Here is a 26,052-nt window from a genome sequence, read left to right on the forward strand (position 1 = left end):
GTAGGGCAGATGTTGCAGTTGGGACTGGATATCGGTGGGACAAAAATCGAAGGCTTGGTGCTGGATGCGAACGGTGATGTGGTGTTTCGTAAGCGCATTCCGACCATCAAAAACAGCTATCAGGCCTTCATGGAAAATCTACTGTCGTTCATTGCCGATATTCAACGAACCGTTGGTAAGCCATTATCGATTGGTATTGGATTACCGGGGGCAATTGATCCTGTGACGGATATGATCAAGAACTGCAACTGCCTAGTATTGAATGGTCATGACCTGTGGTCGGATTTAATCCAGGCACTTGAGCAGGACGTTTATATTGCTAATGATGCCGACTGTTTCGCTTTGTCCGAAGCGGTAGATGGTGCGGGCGCGAATGGCAACACGGTATTCGGCATTATCGTTGGCACTGGTTGTGGCGGTGGTATGGTCGTTAATCGTCAGCTACTGATGGGGCCAAATGCCATTGCGGGTGAGTGGGGGCATAACATGCTACCCGGTTATGACATCCGAATAGATGGCACTAGCCAGCCCTGCTACTGCGGTAAAGATAACTGTATCGAGCGTTTTATTTCAGGGACCGGGTTTACCGAACGCTTCAATCAGCGTCTTGGTTGCGAAATGACGGCACAGGAAATCATTGCGGCGGCAGAACTTGGGGACGAAGAAGCCAAGGGCTATTATTCCCACTTTATAGATGCCTTTGGCCGCAGTTTGGCCTCGGTGATCAATGTGGTTGATCCCCATGTCATTGTGTTGGGGGGCGGCCTGTCTAATGCCGAGGCGATTTACCGGGATTTGCCACAAGCGGTAGAAAAGTATGTGTTTTCGAAGCAGTGCAATACCCAGATCGTGAAAGCCAAATTTGGTGACAGCAGTGGTGTGCGCGGGGCAGCATGGCTACCGTCGATGCATGCTGAGGCCGCCTGAAAGGTGCTTGGCTATTCGGTGGCGGATTATTAGGCGCCTAGTTATTTGAAGCCTCGCTCCTTGTTGGGGTTGATTTGGAAACCAGCGGAAACTGCCCGAAATAAAAGAGAATTTTTGGCGTAGCTGAGTGTATGTCGTAGGGGCTATGGTATGATAGTTATGTGCTGCTTCTTTAAAGGCTAACGGTTCGTAAGATGCAGTAGGGAATTTTGGGTAACAACGATGTAGTACGGATAATGGCAACCATCACTGATGTTTCAAAGCTAGCTAATGTGTCTAAAGCCACGGTCTCCCGTGTGCTGAGTGGCACGCGTGGGGTAAAGGAAGAGAGCCGATTGGCGGTGCTTAAAGCCGTCGGTGAGTTGAACTACCGGCCTAACGTTGCGGCGCAGAACCTGGCGAAGCAAGCCTCGCACTATATCGGTGTCGTGTTGCCATCTGCAGAGGCAACTAACGTCGTGAACTACCTACCGCTGTTATCCAAAGGTTTAAAGTCCCTCAATAAATTCATGCTGCTGCACTACGCCAGCGATGCAGAAGATCAGCGCCGGGTCGTCGATGAACTGCAAGATCAGTGTGAAGCGATCATCGTGATGGGCGCACCACCGGCGGGTCCGCAGCCTGCCAATGTGGTACATTTCGATAATGTTTGTATCGAAGGCAGTATTGTCAGTGGCTATAACTATGCCTTTGCCACCGAGAGTGCTTGTCGTTACGTGCTTGGTAAAGGCCACCGCCAAATTGCCTTGCTCGTTGATGATGCCAAGGAGGCTGCTAGCCAGCAGATGCTAGAAGGCTACCGCAGTGCCCTGCAAAACCTTTCTATTCCCTTCAACCGCCAGCTGGTGGTGGAAGCCAAAAATGATGTCGAGCAAGGTCTGCTGGCATTGATCAATAGCTTTACCAAGTATACGGCGTTGGTGGTGAAACGAGATAGCCATGCAGCCCAAGCGATGCGCCTGATGCGCGAATTCAATATCGCGGTACCGCAGGAAGTGTCGATCATTAGCTTGGAAGACTCGCCATTGGCAAGTTTGCTGTACCCACCTCTGACTTGTATCAGCTACCCAACTGAATCTTTGATTGATGATTGCCTCAAGCGGGTACAGAGCATTATCGAAGGAAAGCCTCTACCTATTGAGCCATCCCCGACCGTTGCAGGCCGGTTGGTCGCCCGTTCATCGGTAACGACACTCGCGTAATTCCGATACTACCAGTCTTTGCTGTGATCCGTGACGTAGAGCTACGCACGGCATGGACTTGCATTTCCGAAATAAGCTTAATTGTATTATTATATTCCCTATAGCTTGCTTATGTTCGGATTGACTCCGTACGATCTTTTCTCCCAACCGGATATTGCCCATGTCTCACACCTTGCTGCCGAACATAATTGAGTTTCTGACCCATGTCGATCCATTCGACAAGCTGCCTCAGGGCTGCCTCGAAAAAATTGCGGGTTGCATTAAAATCAACTACCTAGGGCAAGGGGAGCGCATCGCTTTCTCTACCGAACAGGAAGAGTGCTACCTCTATATTATTCGCTCCGGTGCGATGGAGCAGCGCAAATCTGATGGCGTGTTGCGGGCGAAGTTGGGAGAACAAGATATCTTTGGTTTCAGCTTTCTGCAGACGGAAGGGGACAGCAGTAAAGCTGAGATGGCCTATACGGCAACAGCTATGGAGAATTCTCTGCTCTATTTGATCCCCCATGGCAAGCTCAAGCATATTTTGCGCTCTTATCCGGAGTACGCCCAGCATTTTGCTGCCCAAGCGCAGGTTCGCATTCAATCAGCCTTGAGTGTGGTGTGGTCGGATGATGAAAAGGGCTTGTTCTTCAAAACGGTGGCAGAAGTGGCCAATGAAAGGGTGACCGTGGTACCGGCAACGTTGTCGATTCAGCAGACGGCTTACAAGATGACGGTAGAGACCCCGTCGCCACTGGCTGTCGTAAAAGACGGTAATAAGATTGCCGGCGTAATGACCGACCGTGATTTGGCCAAGCGGGTACTGGCAAAATGCGTGAACCCTGATCTGCCGATCAGTGAGGTGATGACACCGAACCCACTTACAGTTGCACCGGATGACTTGGTCATGAAAGCGGCCTCCTTGATGATGCAGCATAATGTCCGCAGCTTGCCCGTTGTCAAAGATGGGCAAGTGGTTGGGGTCTTGTCGACGACACATCTGGTGCAAAAACACCGGGTACAGGCGATCTTTCTAATTGAGAAAATCAACTATACCGATTCGCTGGAAGGCTTGGTTGAATTGGCACCCGAGCGGCAGGCGATTTTTGAAGCTTTGATTGAGGGTAATGTTGGCTCGGAGATCATCGGTCAGGTGATGGCGATGATTATGGATACGTTCAATCGCCGCATTTTGCAACTGGTGGAGGCCAAGATGGGGCCGCCACCGTGTGAATATGCCTGGGTAGTTGCGGGCTCTCATGCCCGCAACGAGGTCCATGCCCTGTCCGATCAGGACAATGCGATTATCTTGTCTGATGACGTGACTGACGACCAGCGGATGTACTTCAAGTTACTGGCGATGGATGTCTGCAAGTGGATGGATGCCTGCGGTTATAGTTTGTGTAGCGGTAACTACATGGCATCGGTTCAGAAGTGGTGCCAGCCTTTGTCTGTGTGGAAGACATACTACTCGAAGTGGGCGGAAAATCCGGAGTATGAACGTCTGCTCAACATCACGGTCTTCTTGGAAGTCAGGGCTATCCATGGTCAAGCTGAGTTCTCGGAAGAGCTGCAAGCGCACCTGATGAGTCTGCTGGGCGAGAACAGTAGTTTTTTGAGTATTTTGGCCAAGGATACCGTTGCTACCCACCCACCGCTCGGGATCTTTAATAAGTTCGTGTTGGAGAAAAATGGCGATCAGAGCCATACCCTCAATATCAAGAAATATGCTCTGAACCTAATCGTCGATTTGGCACGGATCTATAGTTTGTCGGTCGGTTGTACCCTGACCGGTACCGAGGAGCGCTTCCAGTATGCTTTTGATCACGGTAGCCTGAGTGAAGAAAGCCTCAAGGATATTATTGGTGCCTACCGTTTCATTACCCGGGTACGCTATAGCCATCAGCTTCAGGCTCTCAAGAAAGGTGAAGTGCCGGATAATCACATTTCACCAGATATGTTCGGCAGCTTTGAGCGTAAGCACCTTAAAGATGCATTCCGGATCATTGCTGAACATCAGGATGCAGTGAAGCTGCGCTTCGGCCAAGCCTAAGGACAGTTGGGAAAAATAGAATAATGAAACGCATGCTGTCGTATTTTAAACCACTGAACCGTTTAGCCAGAGCCAAGGCAAAATGGCGAGATGCTCATTCTTCTCATCCTTCGTTAGAGCGGCTTGCCCTGCTGCACAGCACTGAACTGCCTGCACCGGATGCCTCGTTGTTTGAGCTTGATATTCTGTGCCTCGACTTTGAAACGACAGGGCTGAACCCCGACACCGATCAGATCTTGAGCATTGGTTATGTCGAGCTGCAAAAGGGGATGCTTAACCTGAGCAGCTGTGAAGAAACCTATATCAAAGACAGCAGCGGTATCAATGCCCAATCGGCGATCATCAATCAAATTACCCCTGAAATGCTGACTTCCGGTCAAGCGTTGGATGAGGCGATAGCAGCCTTGTTTGCCAAGATGTCAGGCAAGATTGTGCTAGTCCATGGGCTAACGGTTGAAAAGTCTTTCCTCGAGCACTACATGCAAAACCGCTTCGGGATCACTATGCCGCCACTGCTATGGATTGATACTTTGTTAATTGAAAAAATGCTGGTGACCAATCGTCATATGCGAGAAGAGGGTGATTACCGGCTGTCTTCTATCCGCCAGCGCTATGGCCTGCCGGAGTACCCTAGCCATGGTGCCTTGATTGATGCGGTAGCCACCGGTGAGTTGTTGTTGGCGCTGATGACCAAGTGTTTTGGACAGGCTTCACCAAGGCTGGAAGAGGTGTATGACATGCACCACTATGAATTGACGGTAAGTAAATAAATATTTTGGCAGGGGCCATTCGTGGCCCTTGTGACATTTAAGCGCTATAGATGCTGTAAGCAATAATCAGGATGAGCAGACATAACACACCTATTACTGCCTTGGTGCGTCGTGTAAAAAAGCGAGTTTTGGTAGTCAGTAGGTAATAGGCAGAGACAATAATCAAGAACGTCGTCATGGAGGTTCCTCCATTCACTACCTTTCAATATAGGCTGTTTCCCTGCGCTCTTCAGAAAGTGAGATTCTGACTTATAGTTAAGATGTGATCCGCAGAGTGAGAACAACTGATGGCATGTCAGATAAGGGGGAGCATCGGGTTAAGAGTGCAGACACTTGTGATGGCTGGTGCTTTGCTGGCGCTTGCTGGTTGTCAAAGCAGTATGTTTACCCGCAGTTATGCCGAGCCGCCTATCAACCGTCAATATATGGAGCTTTACCGCACCTCGGAGATGATGAACAGGCCACCGCCCCAGATATATCACTATCCCCGCCCGCCTGTTAGCTAAAGCTGAATATGATTTAGTTGGTGTATCAGATTACCTGCCTTTTTCTGGATAAAAAAAGCCCCAGCACATGGCTGGGGCAAAAGGATCCGTTAATGTCGTAACTTTGGTTACAAATTCAAAAAATCAAAAATAATCGACTAAGATCAGAAAATTCATCGGGGGTAAAACAATTACTGCACTTTGGCTACAGCATCTTTCACGAGCAGGCCAAGCTCATCCCACTGCTTGTTGTCAATGAGGTTGCCTGGAACCATCCACGTACCACCACAAGCCAGTACAGAAGGTACGGCTAGGTAGTCGTCGATATTGTTTAGGCTAACACCGCCTGTTGGCATGAATTTAACTGGGTATACTGCAGTCAGTGCTTTAAGCATTGAAACACCGCCAGAAGGTTCAGCAGGGAAGAACTTAAGGGTACGTAGACCCATTTCCATTGCTTGTTCTACTAGGCTTGGGTTGTTAACTCCAGGAACAATAGCAACGCCTTTTTCCTGACAGTATTTAACCGTTGTTGGGTTGAAGCCAGGGCTTACGATGAAGTCAACACCCGCATCGATAGCTTCGTCAACTTGCTCTTTAGTCAGAACCGTACCTGCGCCGATTAGCATTTCTGGAAATTCTTTACGCATGTTGCGGATAGCCTGAACCGCGGCTTCTGTGCGGAAAGTAATTTCAGCACAAGGCATACCGTTATCTACCAGGGCTTTGCCTAGAGGAATCGCGTCTTCAGCGTTTTTGATCGCAATGACAGGGATGACTTTCAGTGCCGCTAGTTTGTCGTTTAGGTTGCTCATAATTCTTTTTCTCACTCAGTGTGTTAAATCGTTGGCATCGCGTCGGCAGGGATCACTGCACCGCGGTATTGAATAACCGTTGAGGCAATCTGGTGGCCTGCATGGGCCGCTTGGGTTGCTGAACCGCCGGTGAAACGCTTGGCTAGGTAGCCACCGCTGAATGAGTCACCTGCCGCTGTGGTGTCGACAACCTTGTCGGCAACGAGTGCAGGTACGAATACATTTTGTTCTGCGGTGACAACAAGGCAGGCATCTTTACCGCGCTTGATAGCGATTTCGGTAACGCCGGCACCTTGAGTACGTTCGATGCACTCTTCTAGCGTCTCATCGCCGAACAGTAGCTGGTCGTCTTCGAAAGTTAGCAGTGCTATGTCGGTTAGGGATAGCATGCGAAGGTAGGCATCCTGTGCTTCTTTTACACAAGCCCAAAGCTTTGGACGGTAGTTGTTGTCGAACAACACCTTGCCACCTTTGCCTTTGAAATCTTCCAAGAAAGTAAATAGCTGTTCGCGGCTTGCTGCCGTCAGGATAGCTAGGCTGATACCACTGAGGTAAATCGCGTCAAAAGCCATCAGGTTGTTCAGCAGTTCGGTGCTTTGCTGCTGCTCAAGCAAGTATTTTGCTGCCGCATCGTTACGCCAGTAGTGGAAGCTTCGCTCGCCAGTGCTGTCGGTTTCGATGTAGTAAAGACCAGGCAGTTTTCCTTCTAGGCGTAGCACCAAATCAGTATTGATCCCTTCCTTGTTCCAAGCTGCCAACATTTCATCACTGAAGCTGTCGTTACCTAGGGCAGTTACGTAGGTGGTGTTGATGTCCTTGTCCTGGGTCAGACGAGACAGGTATACCGCAGTGTTTAGGGTATCGCCACCAAAGTTACGGGTTAGTTGGTCATTGGCTTGCTGCAGTTCAATCATGCACTCGCCAAGAATGGCAATGTTCATTGTAGCCATACATACTCCGGAAAAAGGGATGTGAAGGGCGTATTGGGCAGCCCTTCACATCAAGGTAATTACTGCAAAAAGTCCTGACGAACAGGTGAGAACATGTCTAGAAGGATGCTGCCTTCTTCCAGTGCGACTGCACCGTGAACCGCGAGTTTCGCAGCGATGTACGCGTCGCCTTTTTTCAGTACGCGTTTCTCACCGTCAACTTCTGCTTCGAAGCTACCTTCAACCACATAGCCAATCTGGTCATGGATATCGTGAGCGTGAGGGTGGCCGATAGCACCTTTTGCGAACTCTAGGTGTACTGCCATTAGATCTTCAGTGTGGCCAACGATTTTACGCTTGATGCCATCGCCTAGGTCTTCCCATTCGTTGTTGTTGATCTCGAAAAACATTGTGTGATTCTCCCGAAAAATAATGTATTAAAATATGACAATTTAAAATAGGGCACAAAGGCTCAGCCTTTGCTGTTGTTATTGGTTAAGCCGCACTCGTCTCGGCTGCGGCGTCAGGCTTTTTTCGAGAAGCACTCACCAGCAGGATACCGACCGTTAGTACGATAGAGCCACACAAAATAAACAGTCCACGGCCTGATGGGTCATTTGGAATCAGGGCCATTGCCAGAATACCAAAGCCAGCAACACTGATTAGGTTACCCAGCATTGAACGCTGCGCAGTATCTAGTGATTGCTGCTCGTCACCACCAGAAACAAGTGGGGTATTCCAGTTTTCAAATAGTTTCTCGACTTCTTTCTCACGCTCAACGGTTAGACCCTTGTAGAAGAATTTGCTCATGATGAACCAACCACCGGTGAACACAACGTGTGCTGCTAGGCTTAGGCCAACCACTAGGTCACTCCACTCACGGCCCGTTAGCGGTTGTTCTAGACCGAATAGGCTTTCGACGTGGTGTGCTTTCAGTGCAATACCGAAGATGAAAGAAACAACACCACCAACGATTAGCGTCGACCAACCCGCCCAGTCAGGGGTCTTGCGAATCCACATACCCAGCAGGACAGGGATAAGCATTGGGAAGCCAATTAGCGCACCAATGTTCAGTACAATGTCGAACAGGCTCAGGTGGCGTAGCGAGTTAATGAACAAACCAATCGCAATGATGATGAAGCCCATCATAATGGTTGTCAGCTTACTAACGATGATTAGTTCTTTCTGGTTTGCATGCGGTCGGAAGATTGGTTGGTAGAAGTTACAAACAAAAATACCCGCGTTACGGTTCAGGCCTGAATCCATTGAAGACATGGTTGCAGCGAACATGGCAGACATGAGTAGACCAACCATACCTGCAGGCATTACATTCTGTACAAAAGCAAGGTAAGCGGCATCACCGGCTTTGTCACCCATTGATGCGTACTGTGCTGCAAAGTCAGGCATGAATGCACTTACGTACCATGGTGGAAGGAACCAGATAATTGGGCCTACAACCATCAGGATACAAGCAAGACCGGCCGCCTTACGCGCATTTTCACTGTCTTTCGCTGCAAGGTAGCGGTAAGCATTGATGCCGTTGTTCATCACACCGAACTGCTTAACAAAGATGAATACTACCCAAAGGATAAAGATACTGATGTAGTTTAGGTTGTTACCAATCAGGAAGTTACCCTGGAAGTTGTCAACAATGTTACCAATACCACCACCGTGGAAGTACGCTGCAATCGCACAGGTGATTGTTACCGCCATGATCACCAGCATCTGCATGAAGTCAGAGGCGATAACCGCCCAAGAGCCACCTGTTACCGCCATCGCCATCAGGACGATACCCGTGAAGACAATGGTTGCTTCCATTGGGATATTGAATACAGCGGCAACGAATATTGCCAGGCCGTTTAACCAAACACCTGCTGAAATCAGGCTGTCAGGCATGCTCCCCCAAGTGAAGAATTGCTCTGTGGTTTTACCAAAACGCATACGGATGGCATCAATCGCTGTCACCACGCGTAGCTGACGGAATTTTGGTGCGAAATACAGATAGTTGAGGAAATAACCGAAAGCATTTGCTAAGAACAAAATAACTACGGCGAATCCATCTGTAAATGCTTTCCCTGCTGCACCAGTGAACGTCCATGCTGAAAATTGAGTCATGAAGGCGGTAGCACCTACCATCCACCATAACATCTTGCCTCCCCCCCTGAAGTAATCACTGGTAGAGGTGGTGAATTTTCTAAACATCCACCCAATAGCAATGAGAAATAGGAAATAGGCCAGAACTACGAAAGTATCAATGGTCATCTTTTTCAGCCTTAAGTTTATCGAATTGGCGCTAGTGTAATAACTGAAAAGTTATATTGTAATACAAGTTGGTTATTTTCGTGACCGTCATCATATTTATTTTTACGTGCCTCATTGTTTAGAACCCTTGTGGAAATATTAAATTTAAATAAAAACAATCACTTAGTTGTTGCTATCGACACGGGTCAACAAGGCGGTTGAAATGTGACTGCTGTCGTGTTTTTTCAAAATGGTAGTGAAACAAAAACTCAATTGTATTATTTTATGTGTGTTGAAGAGGTGCGGTATACGCTCTTACCTAGAGGTCAATATGAACACAACAACACTGCCAGTGTTATTCACTCGTGATGAAGTTGCTGATTTGCATAAAGAAATCGGCAGTTCATCGTTAATGGGCAAAACGATTGCCAAGCTGCAGGCTGAGCTTGAGCAATATATGGCGTTGCCCATGGATGTGCCTGGGCAAAGTGAAGCCGGTGGTTATGAACATAATAAGCATAGGCAAAACTACCAATACATTAATCTCGCGGGCCGTTTGTTCCTGATCACTAAAGATGAGCGCTATGCAGAGTATGCGGGGCAATTGTTAACCCAATATGCTGACAAATACTTACAGCTCGATTTCCATATTCAACGCAACACTAATCCTCCTGGTCGCCTGTTTCACCAAATGCTCAATGAGCACATGTGGCTTATGTATGCAAGTTTAGGCTATTCATGTATCAGTGCTTGGCTTTCTGACTCGCAGCGTGGGCACATTGTTGAGAATTTGTTCAAGCCGATGCTGCACGTTGCCACTGAGACGTATGACTTTGATTTTGACCGCATTCATAACCATGGCATTTGGGCTGTTGCCGCCGCGGGGATCTGCGGGCTTGCCATCGGCGAGCGAAAATATCTTGAGATGGCTGTGCATGGGTTAGAAGGTGACGGCAAGACCGGTGGCTTCCTGGCTCAACTTTCGGGTCTATTTTCGCCATCGGGCTACTATATTGAAGGGCCGTATTATCACCGCTTTGCCATTCGTCCACTGGCGGTTTTTGCTGAGGTACTGCACCGCCATATGCCTGAGTTGGATATCTACAACTACAAAGGGCAAGTGATCAAACAGACGACGCAAGCGTTGCTGGCGACCGCTTACCCGAACGGCTTATTCCCCGCATTGAATGATGCATCCAAATCCATGGGCATTACCGATATGGGCGTTGTGGTTGCGGTGAGCATGGTCTTCAAGCGTTACGGCTTTGATCAGAACCTGCTTGGCATGGCTAAAATCCAAGAACAGGTTTGGATGCATCCATGTGGTCAGGCGTTATCTGAAGCATGTGATGCTGAAGCCAATATTGCCCCGCCTTTCTGGCCAAGCGTAGAGTTGAACGAAGGCCCTGACGGAACATGTGGTGCGCAAGGCTTCCTTCGTATGCAGGGCAATGACCAAGACATTTGTCAGCTTTCGATGAATTATGGCCAGCACGGTATGGGGCATGGCCATTTTGATAGTTTGGGTATTGCGTTTTATAGCCGTGGCCAAGAAGTTCTGCGCGAATACGGTTTTGCCCGTTGGGTGAATATCGAGCCGAAGTTTGGTGGCCGTTACCTCGATGAGAACAAGAGTTACGCCCGCCAGACGATTAACCATAATGGCGTGACGGTGGATGAAGGCTGTCAGAACCAATTTGATATTGAACGTGCTGATTGCGTTCACGGTAAACCGCATTTCTTCATGGGCGAAGGGACTGAGCTCCAGGCGATGAGTGCCTTTGCTGATGAGCATTACCCTGAGGTGGGGATGCAGCGCACTGTAATGCTGCTGAAATCGGATCAGCTGGAAAGCCCATTGTTGATTGATCTGTACCGCCTGACCAGCGACAAACCGCACCAGTACGACTATGCACACCAGTATCAAGGCCAGATCATCCGTACTGACTTTGAATACAAGACCAATGCCGAGTTACATCCGTTGGGTGATGATTATGGGTACCAGCACCTGTGGAACCTTGCCCGTGGCGAAGCGGGTGACAGTGCCTTGGTCAGTTGGTTGCAGGGCAACAGTTACTACACCTGGCTTGGCACCAGCTCAAGCACTGACAATGAGGTGATTTTTACCCAGACCGGGGCCAATGACCCGCAGTTTAACCTGCGCCACGAAACCAGTTTTATTATGCGAACCACGGGCAAAGATTTGCTGTTCGCCTCTGCATTGGAGACCCATGGTTACTTCAATGAAGCGATAGAAGCCTCGGTAGATGCCCGTGGCGCACTAAACAAGATTGACGTTCTGGCTCACAACGAGACAGGCTCGGTGGTTGCGATTGAAGGGGAAGGTATCCGCTTCACCGTCATGGTGAGCAACCAGCCGAATGTGACCGACACGACCGAACATCGAATTATCATTAATGACAAGACTTATAGCTGGAAAGGATTCCTTGCTGTTGAGCAGGAGACGAAATAATGACGTATCAACCACTACTGATGAGCTTCGACGAAGCCGCTATCCTTCGTGAAGATCTGGGTAAAGATACCCTGATGGGCAATGCACTGGCCCGTGACATTGCAAAACTGGAAGACTACATCGCAACGGTTGGTGTTGAAGTACCTGGCCACGGCGAGGGAGGGGGTTATGAGCATAACCGCCATAAGCAAAACTACATCCATATGGACATTGCTGGCCGTTTGTACTTGATCACCGAGAACGAAGCGTACCGCGATTACATCCGCAACCTGCTGGTAGCGTATGCAGACGTTTACCCTAAGCTGGAGCTGAACGTCAGCCTCGACAGTAACCACCCTGGCCGTATCTTCCACCAGACACTGAACGAGAACATGTGGATGCTGTATGCGTCTTGTGCGTACAGCTGCATCCACCACACGCTGTCTGACGACGAGCGTCGCCTGATCGAAAACGATCTGTTCCAGATCATGGCTGATATGTTTGTTGATACTTACGCCCACGACTTCGACATCATCCATAACCACGGCCTTTGGGCGGTTGCCGGCGTGGGTATCTGTGGTTATGCCATCCAGAACCAAGACATCGTTGATAAGGCGCTTTACGGCCTGAAAGGCGATAGCGTAAGCGGTGGTTTCCTGGCTCAGCTTTCCCAGCTGTTCTCGCCAGACGGCTACTACATGGAAGGCCCTTATTACCACCGCTTCTCATTGCGTCCAATTCAACTGTTTGCTGAAGCGATTGAGCGTCGTCAGCCAGAAGTGGGTATTTTCGCTCACAAAGACGGTGTAATTAAAACGACCAGCTATGCAGTAATGTCAACGGCCTTCCCTGACGGCACGCTACCAGCTTTGAACGACTCGTCTAAGACCATCGACATCAATGACGAAGGTGTTCTGATCACGACAAGTGCTTGTTTCGGTCGTTACGAAGAAGACGCCAACCTATTGGCCATGGCTGCTCACCAGAAAGATGTGTGGGTACATATCTCTGGTAAGAAACTGTCTGACGCGGTCGCGAAAGAAGAAAATATCCCTGCATTTAACTGGGGTAGCCTGTTTGTCACTGATGGCCCTAAAGGCGACAAGGGTGGCCTGACTATCATGCGTCACCGTGACAGCAAAGACCAAGACACCATGGCGTTGCTATGGTTCGGTCAGCACGGCTCTGATCACCAGTATCACTCGGCGCTGGATCACGGCCACTATGATGGCTTGCACCTCAGTATATTCAATAAAGGTCACGAAACCCTGCATGACTACGGTTTCGGTCGCTGGGTAAATGTTGAGCCTAAATTCGGTGGCCGCTACATTCCAGAGAACAAGAGCTACTGTAAGCAAACTATCGCCCACAACACCGTTGTTGTTGATCGCAAGACCCAGAACGAATTCAACACGGCAATGGCTGAATCGCGTAACGGTGAACTGCACTTCTTCAAGACTGACAATGAAGACTTCCAAGGCATGAGCGGCATCGTACGCGAATACTACGCTGGTGTTGATATGCAGCGTAGCGTATTGCTGGCAAAAGTGGATGGTATCGAGAACCCATTGGTTATCGATCTATACCGTCTGATCTCTGAAGACGAGCACGAGTATGACTTCCCTGTACACCACACAGGTCAGATCATCCGTACCGACTTCGACTACCAGGCAAATGCTAGCTTGAAGCCAATGGGTGAAAGCGATGGTTACCAGCATATCTGGCAAGTTGCTCAAGGCGAAGTATCAGGTAGTACGCTAGTTAGCTGGTTGCATGACAACAGCTACTACAGTTTAGTGAGCTCGGCGGGTGATAAGGGTGAAGTGATCTTCGGCCGCCTTGGTGCGAATGATCCTGATTTCAACCTACGCTCTGAGCCAATGTTCGTATTGCGCCAGAAAGCGAAATCTCACCTTTTCGTCAACGTGCTGGAAACGCACGGTTACTTCAACGAAGCGGTAGAAGCATCGGTTGATGCCCGCGGTAAGGTAGCCCGTGTTGAAGTGGTGGGTATGGATGATGTGGCTTCTGTTGTTCGCCTGCACCTTGTTGAGGGTCAGGTGCTGACGTATGCCGTATCAAACCAAACTGGCGGCCGACAAGATGGCAAGCATGAAGTGAGCTTTGCCGGTGAGACCTTCAGTTGGGAAGGCTCATACGCACAACTATAACAAATATTAAATCAGCAGATAAAAGCCCTGATACCGTGATGTATCAGGGCTCTCTTTTATGAATGCTTATGTGGAATAGATGGGCGGGTTACAAATAGGAACTGGATCACATTGTGGCGATGATACTCCTGATTTTAGCATATCAGTACTCTTGTGGTATTGTATTACAAGCTGGCCGGTTTTATAATAAGTCCATCAATCGAGATAGCCGTTCCTCAAGTGGCTACCCTGAGACTGACTTATTATAACAATCTACTTCCTAACTTAAGCTTTGCCTTGTTAAATAGCGCTCTAGGATGGAGCGCTTTTTTTTACCTGTTTTTTGTTCAACACTCACTTGCAATTGATAATCAATTGCATTTAATATTCTAAGCAAATGGGATTTTGTGGGTGTGTATTGTGAATCTTGAACAGTGCTGGGTACGTTATTTGAAAGCGGAAGAGTTGATGGCGCAGGGGCACTGGCCCGAAGCCCATCGGCTATATGACGATGTATTGAATTATTTGCCAGGCCATATTCATGTTGCACTTGAGCATGAAGGCACCAAACCCTGCCAGTTCGCCTGCCTGCTTGGCGGATTGCGTGATGCGTGTATTGCTTATTCCGAGATCCTCAATAAGCTCGGCTCGCATCAGGAGGCATTTCATATCCTCAATCAAACCTATGCCCTACTACAATTCCTGCAGTTAGAAAATCATGGCTTGATTGACTGCGTGAGACGCATACTCAGCGCGCAGGTTGAGGAGTTATATTCACACATGGCGGCGTTTTGCAGTGCGCAGCGTAATGCACAGTGGATGCTGGAATTTAGCCATGTTACTCACGCCCACCAAAAGTTCTCGCACCTTCACACTCTGGGCGGAACACAGCCGGGTGGTTCACTACTCTATAATTAATTTAAAACCGCAAGGATTTGTGATGACCGTTAACGCCATCTTTCGGTAAGAAACAAGTGAAAAATAAAGTACTCGAGTTGCTAGATTTGGTTCAAGTTGCATAGCAAAGGGGATGAATCTATACAAAAAAGAGCGCCGTGAAAGGCGCTCTTTCGTTTGCTAGGTTAACAGTTAGCTAGCAGCTAGCGCCGCTTGCTGCTTTTTTACTTTGTTAAAACGCATCTTCTTAAGGGCAATGGCGACAGCTGCAGTAGTGACAGCACCAATAGCCATTGCGAGAAGGGCCAGAACCGGTTTGTTGAAGGCACCCAGCAGGACAACAATCGGTCCACCGTGAGCGACGCTGCTGGTTAGGCCAAAGCTAAAGCCGAGGATACAAGCTACCGCCGAACCAATCATATTGGCAGGGATCACGGCAAACGGGTCGCGGGCTGCAAACGGGATGGCACCCTCGGAGATACCGACCAGACCCATCGCGGTAGCGGCTTTGGCGTTTTCGACTTCTTCACCTTCGAACAGCTTCATGCGGCTGCCGACGAAGGCGGCCAGTGCCATGCCCAGTGGTGCAACAGGAATGGCGGCAGCTTGTGCTCCCATGAACTGGGTTTGGCCTTCGGCAATCAGTCCAACACTGAATAGGAAGGCGACCTTGCCGAATGGCCCACCCATATCAAACCCCTGCATCAAACCAATCACAAGGCCAATCAGGATGATGTTACCGGTAGACAGGTTGGCAAGTACGGTGTTCATGGTTTCCATAATGCCAGCAATAGGCGCACCGATAATGAAGATAAATACCGCGGCGATAAACAGCGAGCCGGTGATCGGAGCGATCATGATAGGCACGAGCGGCTGGATCATCTTGTTGTAGTTAAAGCTGACAATCCATTTAACGAAGTAACCCACCAACAGACCTGCGATGATGGCACCGATAAAGCCGGTTCCTGCATCGGCATCGTAAAAAGAGCCGTTATTGGCAATCCAGCCTCCGATCATGCCCGGAGCAAGCCCCGGTCTGTCAGCAATAGCATAGGCAATATAACCGGCAAGAATAGGGATCATCAGGGTAAAGCCAACGACACCGACATCGAGAATTTTGTTCCACAAACTGCCATCAGGGATGACGAGGCCGCCTGGGGTTGCTTCACCGCCAAACGCCAGTGAAATCGCAATCAAAATACCGCCGACGACGACGAATGGGATCATGTGAGACACACCATTCATCAAGTATTTGTAGAGATCTCGGCCTGATCCACCCGGGCCTGCAGCCGCGGTGGTGCCCTGGCTTGCTTTATCATCTCCAGCAAATGGCGGTGCGACTAAAGCTTGCTCGATAAGCGTTTCAGCATTCTTGATGGCTTTTTTTACGCCGGTAACAACGACTTTCTTGCCGGCAAAGCGGTTCATGTCAACCTGCTTGTCACAGGCCACCACAATAGCGTCGGCGCGGGCAATCTCTTCGGCGGTTGGTGCGTTTTTCACCCCGACAGAGCCATTGGTTTCCACTTTATAGTCGAAGCCCATCTCCCTGGCTGCAGTTTCAATGGCCTCGGCAGCAAGATAAGTGTGAGCCACCCCCACCGGACAGCCCGTAACACCAATGATAAAGCCTTTGGACGGGACCTGCCTGCCAGTAGGTTCAGCGACTTGTGCTGTTTCATCAGTAGTGAACAGAGCCAGTGCTTCTTCACTTGACGTTGCATTTTGCAGATCTTCGAGGAAAGAAGGTTCGATAATTTTCGATGATAGGCTAGCCAGTACCTCGACGTGGAAGTCGCTGGCTTTTTCCGGTGAAGCGATCATGAAGAAGACTTTCGATGGCTCACCATCCTCAGCACCGTAATCGATACCGGTTTTGCTTACCCCGACCGCAATAGCAGGGGATATCACGGCACTGCTTTTGGCATGAGGGAGGGCGACACCATCTTCGAAACCGGTGTTGCCGGTTTCTTCACGCTCCCATAGGCCTTTAACAAAGGTTTCTTTATTAGATACTTTGCCTGCGTTGACCAGCACGTCAGCAAGCTCGTTGAATACCGCTTCTTTGTCAGTGGCAGCTAAATCAAGCTTGATCAGCTGCGCATTCAGGATCTCTTTCATCATAGTGCAGATCTCTTTTTAAAGTAGGGGGTAAGATTTATGTATTTACAAATTAAGATTCATCTTAGTGATACTCTTACCGGTTAAAATTGATAGAGATCAAATTTATCGAATGGCTGCCCGCCTGTTTCAGTAAATGTGACTTGAGTAACGGATGTGACATGACAAAGGTCACAGTTGATTGCTGGTATATTTGTCATGTCAAATCCGGATTAAATCGATATTGCGTAAGGGAGCGTTTGTTTTCCTCGCCATTGGCTAATTAATAATGTGTTGGAGCTCAATGGCAAAACATCGTGCACATGGTGGAAAGGAGAGCTTTCTATAGCCTCTATGGGTTGCAGTTCTCCAGCAATGTAAACGGGAGGTTTGGCGCCGATAGCATGTTTGACTAGCCCCTGTTCATCGATGGCGAGAACGAACCCGCTGTTGTCTCGCCGGTTGGCATAGTTTTCCAGATCAATGTCGCTGACTACAGGGCCGGACCAGCATACTCCACAGTATAGTAATGATTCATGGATCACTGCTCGGCATGGGTATACGCCCGGCAGGTGGATGGATTTGACAAACTCGCCGGCGAGGGTGAAAAACTTAAAGCAGGATTGCTTTCTGGATGAAATAACCAGTAGCGGATCGCCCCCATTGACAGTCGGCCTGTGATCTATTGCGATGCCATGGGGGTTGATAAGCGAGTGGTCGGTTGGTACACCTTCGGTGCCGCCGAAGGAAAATTTGTAGCTGCCATCAGAGGCGAAACAATGAATGAAGCTGGCACCATAACCGTCGGCAATATAGATATCGCCATTGGGAGCCACGCACGTTTCGGTCGGATTGTAAGTTAACCCATCGTGATAGATCCCCAGCTCAAACGGGTTGGAAAACTGACGAACGACCCTGCCATCAAGGGTTGTTTGCACCACTTCGCCTAACCCTTTACTGACAATCCCGTCTATCTCCAACACACCCGTTTGAGTGATCAGCAAGTATTCACACCCGTCTACTTCATACAGGGTCAGGCCATGGCAACCATCATAGCCTAGTGTCCAGCTTTCAAGGAAAACCCCTGAATCGGAAAAGATGAGGATGTTGTTGTCCGGGTGATCGACCGATAGAAATATTCTGCCATCTTGGCTTCTCGCCAGCTCGTGGCAGTTTTCGATCTTGATGTGTTTGGGGACCTGTGTCCATTGCTGGTTGAGCCGAAAAGGGGTGTTAATGTGATGGCTTGGTGAAGTTTGAGGCATGGTAACAAACGTCCTGTTGTTTAAGTTGTTGTATTTATTTGGATAAATTCTGTTTATCTGCGCTGGTTTCGAATGGTGCGATGTTTATTAACAAAATTAGCGCTTGCACAACATATCAAATGCCGATAATTTGTAAATACAAAAATAAAGTCCTGTCTTCTATGCCTATAAGGAAGTAATGCCATGGCCCTGCTAACGCCGACAAAGCAAACCGTTCATCCTGAAGTGTCCTCACTGCAACAGCAATATCAAAAAGATGGATTTATATTGCACAAGCAACCTTTGCTTGATCCTCAGCAATTCGCTGAATTGCAGCAGATTTTTGAATCCTTGCTGTCGTCAAAAGGTGATATGCGTGCTGACGAATTGAACCGTCCACATTACGCGGATCCTCGGCTATTCAAGTTTTTGACGGCCAAACCTGTGCTGGATCTCGTTGAGTCATTGATTGGCCCAAACATCGGATTGTGGAGTAGCCATTTTATTTGCAAGGAGGCCTTTACCGGCCGCATTACCCCGTGGCATGAAGATTCTAAATACTGGGAAGGGCGGATTGACCGTATGGATAAGCTGGCGACTATCTGGCTGGCGATCGATCCTTCGAGCAAGGAAAATGGGTGTATGAGGGTGATCCCGGGAACCCATGTCCTGGAGGATAAGTTCGAATATGTTGATGTTGATAAGGCAACCCATACCTTCTCGACAGAGCTGCACCACCGTTATTTTGATGAACAGGAGGCTGTGTATTTCGAGCTGAATCCGAATGAGTGTTCTATCCATGATGGCCGTATTTTCCATGGCGCACTCGCCAATGCCAGCCCGCTACGGCGTTGTGGCTACACCATGCGTTATGTATCACTCGATTGTAAAGTGAATGATTCACACCCGGATAATGAGACCCACCGCCTTTACCACGTTAGGGGTGAGAATGTTGCCAACAATAAAGTCTGCCAACTACCTGATTTCTAGTTGTATGTTGTTCTATAAGGTATAAAGGAGAGGCGTCGGTTTACTGGGTAAACCGACGTTTTTTTTCAGCGGATGGATACAGTTGTGAGCTCGTTGGATACCAGGGTTTCTACCGTGTATTGCGCCAGTACAGAGTGAAGCAGGTAGACATGGTGGTGGATAGAAAGGCTGATATGACCAGGCTCCGCCCTAAGTAAAAAAGCTTCTTTTTCGTTGAGTGACTTACCCGAAATAGTTTTGGCATCATGGCTGATATTATGTCCTGCACTGTGCTCGACAAAATGCAGTACCGATTGTTCGCAGTGGGCTTCTGTGAAAGTCGGGAATAGGGCGACGGGCATCCAGGTTTCTTCAAGGATTGATGGCTCGTTGTTGATAATGCGCATTCGCTTGAAATGGTATAGCGGGGCACCTTCCTTAAGGCGAAATTTCTGTGCCAACAGCTCACTGGCTTTCGTCTGGCCGAACTCTAAGACGATGTTCTTTAGATCTGTGTCTTTGTTGATCCGCTCAGAAATACTGGTCAGGTTATTGTCCTGATAAAACTCAGGTGGGTTGACGAAAATGCCCGAACCCTGTCGAGAGTGCACAAACGACTCTTGTTTTAGTTTTTCAATCGCCTTGCGCAACGTGGGTCTGCTGACACCGAATTGGCTAGAAAGCGCATGCTCACCGTCCAGCTGGGACCATGCCGGGTAGTTCCCCTGAACGATGTCTGCCTTGATGGCTTGGTAAACTTCAATGTACTTCATCTATGAGCGACTTCTTTTTGAGTAGTGCCTTTTTACCTACATAACCGAAACCTGTTAACACATATTCGGAGGGCTTGGCGTAATAAGCGGATAACTATTACTCAAATATTACCAGAAAAGCCCCTCTAACCACATAGATGTGGTCAATATTTCTTGCGGCATGATCAAGATCATCCTTTTGATTGGGGGTGCTGTATTTGTATTTACATATTTTAAATGTGGGTTTATGGTTGAGCAATACAGCCAAGAGGAACCCTACCATGTCATCCAAAATCGAAAACAACCCAAGCCAAGTTGATGTCAACAAGAAGATCCCTTGTGAAAAGCCAGTATTGACCCAACTGGAAATTATGGAAGCCTATACTCAGGCACATCAGAACGAACAGGATATTTATAAGCGTGAGGTAGATTGTTTATCTGAGTTATATCCCGTTTTGTTCAGACAAATTGGCTCTGAAGATTGTGTTGTTGGGCGTATTGATGCACTGCCTATTGGCTTTGGTAGCGTGACGTCGGTAGGTGGGGTGGGGCACTACTGCAATTTTGACAAGCTTGAGGCGCTGAAGAGCGAGTTACCGCCATCGGCACATCGCCGTGTTGATGACCTGCTCGATTATTGGCGCCAGTATGATACCCGTTCTATCTATTATCGCCAGACCTTGACTGATACCACGTTAGGTCAGTTTGTTGACGTGAATTACCCTGCTATTGCGACAGCCCGCCTCAGCGGCATGTATCTTGACTACAACAAGCTGGTGGATTTGGGGATCAACGGCATGCGTGCCTTGGTGGGTGACAAGCTGGAATCAGCCAGCCAACAGGGTGACAGCAAAGCGGTGTCGCTGCATCAATCCTTCCTTGGCTGTCTTGATATTGTGGAAAGGGTGATCGACAGACATATTGATCTGTGCGCCCAAGCGCTTGACGCCACGACTGACCTTACCCGTAAGCATCAGATGAGCGACTTGATTGACGCTCTGACGGCGATTCGCAGTGAGAAGCCACAGACATTTTTGCAGGGTATTCAGCTTACCTGGCTCTATAGCCTCTGCGCTGGAGTGGTGAATTATGGCCGTATGGATGACTACCTTGGTGATTTATTGGTGGCTGATCTTGAGGCCAAACGTATTACTGAGCGTCAGGCGATTAACTATATCCGATCCCATTACCGTTTGATCGAAGCACGTAAAACAACCGTCAATGGCCGTGTGGTGATCGGTGGCTTGGGCCGCCGTAACCCGGAAACCGCTGATGTGTACTGCAAACTGTCGATTCAGGCGGTGCGTGAAAATAAAGATACTGAGCCCCAGTTTACCCTGCGTATCTATAAAGGTATGAGTCAAGATGTCTACAATGATGCGCTGGATGCTATCGGTGAAGGTCTTACTTATCCCATCTTGTACAACGATGATGTCAATGTGCCGGCGGTAATGAAATCAATGCAGATCTCCGAGCATGACGCGCAGCATTATGTACCGTTTGGCTGTGGTGAATTTGTCCTGTCTGGCAAGGGTGTCGGTACGCCGAATACCTGTATTAACATTCTTAAAATTCTGAACATTTCGCTGACCGGCGGGACGGACTTCTGGGACGGGCAGGAAAAGAGCGGTGGTACCGTGTTACTCAAACCAGAGCAAATTGAGAGTTTCGATGATGTGGTGAAGAACTACAAGGAACTGCTGGATTTCTACATTGACCTGACAGCCAAGGCCCAGTCTTTCTCTTATGAGGTGATGAACCAGCAGGTGGGCTTCTTGTTTACCAGCATGTTGACTGATGACTGTATCGGACGCAGCAAAGCCCTACTCGATGGTGGTGTCTACAAGCTCGGCGGGACCAATGAAACCTACGGTAATACCAATGCTTACGACTCACTGGCCGCTATCAAAAAAGTGATTTTCGAGGATAAGAAATACACTTATACCGAACTGATCGAAGCCCTGAAAGTCGACTTCGACGGTTACGATCGGATGAAGTATGACCTTATCCATGCACCGAAATTTGGCAATGACGACAGTTATGTCGACGAGATTGCGGTCGAGATGCATGAATATATCTGCAACGGCATCAAGGACTCGGCAGTTAAAGTGGGGATGGACAGTTACTTGGTGGTGATCATCAACAATCAGGTCAATACCGAATGGGGAAGGGCAACGGGTGCTTCAGCCGACGGCCGTCATCGTGGGGTTTATATGAGCAACGCCAATAACCCGCAAAGCGGCGCTGATAACAATGGCCCGACAGCGATGCTCAACTCGCTGGTCAAGCTAAAGGCGGATGTCCATGCCGGCTCGGTGCAGAACATGAAGTTCAGCAAGAACATGTACCAAGATAAGCGAATGATTGTCGAAGCCCTGCTGGATGGTTATTTCGAGCAAGGCGGTCCGCAGATCATGGTCAGCGTGGTGGGTAAGGGGGAGCTGGAAGATGCTTACCACAACCCTGAGAAGTACCCGAACCTTGTGGTGCGCGTGGGCGGCTTCAGTGCCCGCTTCGTTAACCTTGACCGGGACGTTCAGTTGGAAATTCTCAACCGAACCCTAAACGACTAAGGGCCAATTGGGCTGCTAATCACGGCAGCCCACTTTCCTTCCTATTCAGGCACTGCAGGTACAGGTATGCAAGGTTCAGATCAAACTCAAGGCCGGAGTCCGGCTCAAGGTATCGTTTTTGACATTCAGAAGTTCAGTGTCAATGACGGTCCGGGCGTACGTACTGCGGTCTTTCTCAAAGGATGCCAGATGAAATGCGTCTGGTGCCATAATCCGGAGTCATTGAGCATCAAGAAGCAGCTGTCTTTTTCGGTACAGAAATGCATTGGCTGCCGGGCTTGTGAGAAGGCCTGCCCAAAAGGAGTTCATCGCTTTGATCATGAAAGAAGCCATCAGGTCAATTTCGATGATTGTGATGCCTGTGGTTTGTGCGTGGATGCCTGTATGCAGGATGCGCTGAAAATCTACGGCAAAGAGATGATGGTCGATGAGGTTTTTGCTGAAGTGATTAAAGACAAGGTCTACTTCGATAAGTCGGGAGGTGGTCTGACTCTATCTGGTGGTGAAGCGCTCAAGCAATTTGATTTTTCTTTGGCGCTTGCCAAGAAGTGCAAGGAAAACGGCCTGCATGTTTGTATCGAAACCAACGGTGCGTCAAAGCCCGAGCATTACCGGGCGATAGCGCCATATGTTGACTTGTTCTTGTTCGACTACAAGGCGACCGGCGAGAAGACTCATAAGTCCTTAACTGGGCTGTCAAAGCGGGTGGTTGATGAAAACTTGCAGTTGTTGGCGCAAATCGATGCACAGGTGATCCTTCGCTGCCCTATTATTCCCGGTTATAACTTGTCGGATGCACACCTGGAAGCGATTGCGCGTTTGGGGGAGTCTATGGCCAATATCCAGAAAGTGGAGTTACTGCCCTACCATAACTTCGGTAAAGGTAAGGCGGTCGAGATAGGGCGCGAGTATGATGTTGATGCTGAGCTCCCTACCGATGAAGACGTACAAGGCTGGCTGGCCAAGGTCCGCAGCTACGGTGAGATCAACGTCACACTGAGCTAAGTCTCTTTATTAGGATTTACCCAGGTAAGGGCCTAGAAAGTGGCTGACTTGTTCTTGGCATAGACCGACTTCGACAGCTGCCCCGGCTTGTTCGAGGATCTTAATTCCCTTACCGCTGTTCCTTGGGTCGGGGTCGAGCATGGCAACAACGACATGTTTAACCCCTGATTTCACCAGTGTTTTGGCACAGGCTGGCGTCCGGCCCTCGAAAGAGCAGGGCTCCAAGGTGACATAAGCGGTGACACCTTCCATATTGCCCGTATATGCATTAAGCGCTTCGACTTCGGCATGGTTACCGCCAATCTTCTGCGTATGTCCCTCAGCCACAATCTGGTTGTTCTTGACCAGTACACAGCCGACCGGAGGGTTTGGCTGGCAGTCTGGCAACGCTTGCTGTGATACTTCAAGGGCACGCAGCATGAATTTTTCTGGCATGGATCCTGTGTTCTCCCGAGCACTGATTAAATCTGGTAAGTATTTGTGTTCTGCAATTATACCAGTGGTTATCAAAACAGTTTTAATCTATAGGCATGTTAATGAAACGGCGAGAGATCGATGCTTTCTATTGCACTGACCGCTTGGATGGTTGGGTGTTGTGACAGCCGTTTGAGGTAGGCGGCCAGATGGGAAAAGTGCAGGGGGGACCTTTTGATGGGCAGTGACCACTCGGCCAGCATGAACAGGAAGAAGTCACAGGCGGTGAGGCTATCACCTAATAAGTAGGTGTTGCCTGCCAGCTGGTTATCTATTACTGCCAAGGCATCGGCGATACGTTCATCTTGTGCGGCGATAACATTGGGGATAGTACTAGCGTCATTGGTGTGGCGATGCGGGTAATAGCGTACCATCAACTCTGCCTGCAGGGTGTTGTTGAGATAGGTTAGCCATTGGAAAAAGAGCGGGCGCGTTTTGTTGCCTAACGCCGGTATCAAGCCATATTCCGGGTGTTGTTCGCATAAGTGGATACAGATGGCCGGGCTTTCAAAAAGTGCCATGCCGCTGTCGATCAAGGTGGGGATCCGGCCTGCTGGGTTGAGCTTCAAGTAGTCAGGCGACTTTTGTGAATTGGACTTCTTGTCTACCAAAAGTAGTTCATACTCTAGCCCAATATGGTGTAACAGGAAGTGAGGGGCGAGACTTGCATTATTGGGGTAGTAATACAATTGGTACACAACGTTCTCCTTAAATAACGGCCCTAAGCAAATTGCTTAACCAGTTCTCCAATAACGGGCAAAACAGAGAATACCAATAAACCAGACATTAAGAAATTGAACCATTTACGATGGTGTTCATGGTTTAAATATCGCTTCAGCCATGAGCCGAAATATAGCCAGATCCCCACGCAAGGAAAAGAGACGATTAAAAATGTGCCCGCGAGAGTGAGGGTCTGAGTCGTAAACGCACTGCCGGATGCCGTGAAAGCGGCTATAGCACCAGTTGCCACGACCCACGCTTTGGCGTTGACCCATTGGAATAAAGCCCCGTTGAAGAACGTCAAGGGTTCTGGTTGTTCCTTTGTTCCCAAACCGTCACTTGAACTTGAAATTAACCATGCCAAATACAGTAAATACAGCACACCGGATACTTTGATAATGGTGTGTAAGCGGGGAAAGAGTTCAAATACCTGTCCAAACCCCAACCCAACGAGCAGCAACATAAAAGCAAAACCGATACATATACCACACAAAACGGGTAGGCTTTTCTTGATGCCAAAATTTAGTCCAGATGTCATGACTAAAATATTATTAGGGCCAGGCGTTGCAGACGATACAACCGCAAACAGAATCAATGATAATAAGTAGTCCATTACTTTCCTATATCCCCTTAGGGTATGCTGGTTTCTATATTTAATTGTCCTTCTAGCCCAGCTTCCCGGTGGATACTTAACGATTTAAATTCGTCAGAGGAAGTCATATCCAGCAGTGCTTGCCTTGAGGGGTATTTCACGATGACGAAAGCGTCCCACAACTCGTCAACCTCACCGATAATAAGGCCAGTTATTTCGGAGAAAAACACGACTTCAGCGCCAAATTTATCAAGAACATCAAGCATCGGTTTACCATAAAGCTCATAAGCTTGCTTGCCTGTTAGTTCAGTAATACGGCCATCGGCATATCGGGCTTTTTCGCGAAATTTAAATAAATTAAGTAGATGAATTTCTCCGGAGTCAGGTTCGCTATTGAGTCTTTCAAATTGTATATCTGATGGGTAAAGCTGATTAAGAACTTCCATATTCTCTCCAAGTTATCGTGTTGAGACGATTATAATGCGCCATTGATGCGGGATATAAGCCTGCAATGTGGGGCCCTTGGTTATATTACTGCTCGCTGCTTTCCTAATATGAAGAGAAGTTGATAAAAGGTAAAGGCTAATATCAAATTAAAGTGATTTTTTGCGGTTAATATAAAAATCGACCTTGTTTTCTGTATTAATTGACGGTGGGTTTTAAATGTAACGTGTTTAATATCCCAGGTTAGGAAGTCACCAGCCCTAATGGCTATTTAAT

The 26,052-nt window shown here is 48.6% G+C and carries 23 protein-coding genes; 11 read left to right on the forward strand and 12 right to left on the reverse strand.

All coding sequences use genetic code 11. From position 1 onward, the window contains the following. Positions 1–12 precede the first annotated feature (12 nt). The 4 genes from L4D79_RS09595 (at position 13) to L4D79_RS09610 (ending at position 4,934) form a co-directional block, all read left to right on the forward strand. Complete coding sequence (locus L4D79_RS09595; protein ID WP_428651752.1) at positions 13–927, forward strand: ROK family protein; 915 nt, start codon at positions 13–15, stop codon at positions 925–927. 236 nt (positions 928–1,163) lie between these two features. Next, positions 1,164–2,129 carry a LacI family DNA-binding transcriptional regulator gene (locus L4D79_RS09600; RefSeq protein ID WP_428650530.1) on the forward strand — a complete coding sequence of 322 codons (966 nt, stop codon included), beginning with the start codon at positions 1,164–1,166 and terminating at the stop codon, positions 2,127–2,129. Positions 2,130–2,289: 160 nt separating this feature from the next. After that, on the forward strand, positions 2,290–4,164 hold the full coding sequence (locus L4D79_RS09605) for a DUF294 nucleotidyltransferase-like domain-containing protein (RefSeq protein WP_428650532.1): 1,875 nt from the start codon (positions 2,290–2,292) through the stop codon (positions 4,162–4,164). 23 nt (positions 4,165–4,187) lie between these two features. Then, positions 4,188–4,934 carry a 3'-5' exonuclease gene (locus L4D79_RS09610; RefSeq protein ID WP_428650535.1) on the forward strand — a complete coding sequence of 249 codons (747 nt, stop codon included), beginning with the start codon at positions 4,188–4,190 and terminating at the stop codon, positions 4,932–4,934. Positions 4,935–4,971: 37 nt separating this feature from the next. Here L4D79_RS09610 and L4D79_RS09615 read toward each other — a convergent pair whose 3' ends face one another. After that, positions 4,972–5,112 carry a hypothetical protein gene (locus tag L4D79_RS09615; protein ID WP_428650538.1) on the reverse strand — a complete coding sequence of 47 codons (141 nt, stop codon included), beginning with the start codon at positions 5,110–5,112 and terminating at the stop codon, positions 4,972–4,974. Between the two features lie 145 nt (positions 5,113–5,257). Here L4D79_RS09615 and L4D79_RS09620 point away from each other — a divergent pair, with 145 nt between their 5' ends. Further along, positions 5,258–5,440, forward strand: a complete 183-nt coding sequence (locus tag L4D79_RS09620; protein WP_428650541.1) for a hypothetical protein — start codon at positions 5,258–5,260, stop codon at positions 5,438–5,440. Positions 5,441–5,610: 170 nt separating this feature from the next. On the opposite strand, the gene L4D79_RS09625 is transcribed toward L4D79_RS09620, so the two are convergent. The 4 genes from L4D79_RS09625 to L4D79_RS09640 form a co-directional block, all read right to left on the reverse strand. After that, positions 5,611–6,234, reverse strand: a complete 624-nt coding sequence (locus tag L4D79_RS09625) for a bifunctional 4-hydroxy-2-oxoglutarate aldolase/2-dehydro-3-deoxy-phosphogluconate aldolase (RefSeq protein ID WP_428650544.1) — start codon at positions 6,232–6,234, stop codon at positions 5,611–5,613. A 23-nt stretch (positions 6,235–6,257) separates the two neighbouring features. Further along, positions 6,258–7,184, reverse strand: a complete 927-nt coding sequence (gene kdgK / locus L4D79_RS09630; protein ID WP_428650547.1) for a 2-dehydro-3-deoxygluconokinase — start codon at positions 7,182–7,184, stop codon at positions 6,258–6,260. A 59-nt stretch (positions 7,185–7,243) separates the two neighbouring features. Then, positions 7,244–7,573: a cupin domain-containing protein gene (locus tag L4D79_RS09635; RefSeq protein WP_428650550.1), complete on the reverse strand. Its 330-nt coding sequence runs from the start codon at positions 7,571–7,573 to the stop codon at positions 7,244–7,246. Between the two features lie 85 nt (positions 7,574–7,658). Beyond that, complete coding sequence (locus tag L4D79_RS09640) at positions 7,659–9,425, reverse strand: sodium:solute symporter family protein (RefSeq protein ID WP_428650552.1); 1,767 nt, start codon at positions 9,423–9,425, stop codon at positions 7,659–7,661. A 310-nt stretch (positions 9,426–9,735) separates the two neighbouring features. On the opposite strand from L4D79_RS09640, the gene L4D79_RS09645 reads away from it, so the two are divergent. From L4D79_RS09645 to L4D79_RS09655, 3 genes are all read left to right on the forward strand, one after another. Further along, positions 9,736–11,877: a heparinase II/III domain-containing protein gene (locus tag L4D79_RS09645; protein ID WP_428650555.1), complete on the forward strand. Its 2,142-nt coding sequence runs from the start codon at positions 9,736–9,738 to the stop codon at positions 11,875–11,877. Continuing rightward, a complete protein-coding gene (locus tag L4D79_RS09650) occupies positions 11,877–14,027 on the forward strand; it encodes a heparinase II/III domain-containing protein (RefSeq protein ID WP_428650558.1) in 2,151 nt (716 codons plus the stop codon). The genes L4D79_RS09645 and L4D79_RS09650 overlap by 1 nt, the downstream gene beginning before the upstream one ends. A 399-nt stretch (positions 14,028–14,426) precedes the next feature. Then, complete coding sequence (locus L4D79_RS09655; protein ID WP_428650560.1) at positions 14,427–14,924, forward strand: hypothetical protein; 498 nt, start codon at positions 14,427–14,429, stop codon at positions 14,922–14,924. A gap of 171 nt (positions 14,925–15,095) precedes the next feature. Here the strand turns inward: L4D79_RS09655 and L4D79_RS09660 are convergent, their stop codons facing one another. Continuing rightward, positions 15,096–17,027, reverse strand: coding sequence for a PTS fructose transporter subunit IIABC (locus L4D79_RS09660; RefSeq protein WP_428650563.1), 1,932 nt, complete (start codon positions 17,025–17,027; stop codon positions 15,096–15,098). Positions 17,028–17,236: 209 nt separating this feature from the next. Beyond that, positions 17,237–18,268 carry an NHL repeat-containing protein gene (locus L4D79_RS09665; RefSeq protein ID WP_428650566.1) on the reverse strand — a complete coding sequence of 344 codons (1,032 nt, stop codon included), beginning with the start codon at positions 18,266–18,268 and terminating at the stop codon, positions 17,237–17,239. Between the two features lie 183 nt (positions 18,269–18,451). On the opposite strand from L4D79_RS09665, the gene L4D79_RS09670 reads away from it, so the two are divergent. Next, complete coding sequence (locus tag L4D79_RS09670; protein ID WP_428650568.1) at positions 18,452–19,237, forward strand: phytanoyl-CoA dioxygenase family protein; 786 nt, start codon at positions 18,452–18,454, stop codon at positions 19,235–19,237. A gap of 65 nt (positions 19,238–19,302) precedes the next feature. Here L4D79_RS09670 and L4D79_RS09675 read toward each other — a convergent pair whose 3' ends face one another. Continuing rightward, positions 19,303–19,989: a GntR family transcriptional regulator gene (locus tag L4D79_RS09675; protein WP_428650571.1), complete on the reverse strand. Its 687-nt coding sequence runs from the start codon at positions 19,987–19,989 to the stop codon at positions 19,303–19,305. A 260-nt stretch (positions 19,990–20,249) separates the two neighbouring features. Between L4D79_RS09675 and L4D79_RS09680 the strand changes: the two genes are divergently transcribed. After that, complete coding sequence (locus L4D79_RS09680; RefSeq protein WP_428650574.1) at positions 20,250–22,541, forward strand: pyruvate formate lyase family protein; 2,292 nt, start codon at positions 20,250–20,252, stop codon at positions 22,539–22,541. A 66-nt stretch (positions 22,542–22,607) separates the two neighbouring features. Continuing rightward, positions 22,608–23,546: a glycyl-radical enzyme activating protein gene (locus L4D79_RS09685; protein WP_428650577.1), complete on the forward strand. Its 939-nt coding sequence runs from the start codon at positions 22,608–22,610 to the stop codon at positions 23,544–23,546. Positions 23,547–23,555: 9 nt separating this feature from the next. Here L4D79_RS09685 and ribD read toward each other — a convergent pair whose 3' ends face one another. The 4 genes from ribD to L4D79_RS09705 form a co-directional block, all read right to left on the reverse strand. Continuing rightward, positions 23,556–23,981, reverse strand: a complete 426-nt coding sequence (ribD, locus tag L4D79_RS09690; RefSeq protein WP_428650580.1) for a bifunctional diaminohydroxyphosphoribosylaminopyrimidine deaminase/5-amino-6-(5-phosphoribosylamino)uracil reductase RibD — start codon at positions 23,979–23,981, stop codon at positions 23,556–23,558. Between the two features lie 98 nt (positions 23,982–24,079). Next, complete coding sequence (locus L4D79_RS09695; protein WP_428650582.1) at positions 24,080–24,718, reverse strand: glutathione S-transferase family protein; 639 nt, start codon at positions 24,716–24,718, stop codon at positions 24,080–24,082. A gap of 23 nt (positions 24,719–24,741) precedes the next feature. Next, on the reverse strand, positions 24,742–25,353 hold the full coding sequence (locus tag L4D79_RS09700) for a LysE family translocator (protein WP_428650585.1): 612 nt from the start codon (positions 25,351–25,353) through the stop codon (positions 24,742–24,744). Between the two features lie 17 nt (positions 25,354–25,370). Then, entirely contained in the window at positions 25,371–25,778 is a 408-nt protein-coding gene (locus L4D79_RS09705) for a DUF1330 domain-containing protein (protein ID WP_428650587.1), read from the reverse strand. Positions 25,779–26,052: the final 274 nt, after the last annotated feature.

It is taken from the genome of Photobacterium satsumensis (assembly GCF_050336935.1).
Taxonomy (GTDB): domain Bacteria; phylum Pseudomonadota; class Gammaproteobacteria; order Enterobacterales; family Vibrionaceae; genus Photobacterium; species Photobacterium satsumensis.